The following is a 720-nucleotide window of genomic DNA, read 5'->3' as shown; positions in this document are numbered from 1 at the left end:
GGCCGTTCCACTTTTTGCGACACAGCTTGATCTTGGCTGCGGCTAGCCCTGCGGACGTTTGTGGCGATATCCTCGATGTTCAGAAATCAAGGAGTACGTCATGGAGCGCCCCTGCCCTCAACGGCGGCGCGCATCGGTGACGTGTTTTCATCCTGATCGCTCGTCGCGAAAGCTCTCAGGCAACTTTGGAAGTCAGGCTAGGTATTGACCACTATTCTTGGCGCTATACCTGGGCCGCGCCCATATCGCTGGTGTCGGGGCACAGCAGCGGGTGGAAGTCGGTGGATCTCGCTGGAGGCCGCCGAGGGAAAAACCCTCCGTCGACAGCAGCTTATGGAATCCGGTGGATTTCCATGGAAGCTCAAGTGGAGCGGGTGATGGGAATCGAACCCACGCCATCAGCTTGGGAAGCTGAGGTTCTACCATTGAACTACACCCGCGTGGGCGTCGATGGTAACCCGGGAGTGTCGGGCTTGGGAATCACCGCGGTCGCGCCCGCTCCGGCAAGATGGCGCCCGGCTGAATAGGCCGGCGCGATGCCGCCGCGGCCGCCCTGCTCCGTGCCCATAATCGGCTTGAGCCGGGTGCGCGTGCGTCCAGGGCAGGCGGCGCGCCCGGCGGCCCGTCCCGGTTTCCCGGAGTCCGCCATGAAGGCATCGTTGCAGGCCCGCCGCGCGCTGTCGTGGCTCGGCGCCCCCTTCCTCGCCGCGCTGCTCGGCG

The 720-nt window shown here is 64.7% G+C and carries 1 tRNA gene; it reads right to left on the bottom strand.

Features of this window, described 5'->3' with window-relative positions:
* Window positions 1-366 precede the first annotated feature (366 nt).
* Window positions 367-440: transfer RNA gene (locus ACH65_RS18240), tRNA-Gly, on the bottom strand.
* Between the last annotated feature and the right edge of the window lie 280 nt (window positions 441-720).

It is taken from the genome of Frateuria defendens (assembly GCF_001182895.1).
GTDB classification, from domain to species: domain Bacteria; phylum Pseudomonadota; class Gammaproteobacteria; order Xanthomonadales; family Rhodanobacteraceae; genus Frateuria_B; species Frateuria_B defendens.
Note: the sequence above shows the minus strand (reverse complement) of the source record. Positions and strands in the feature narration are given on the sequence as shown.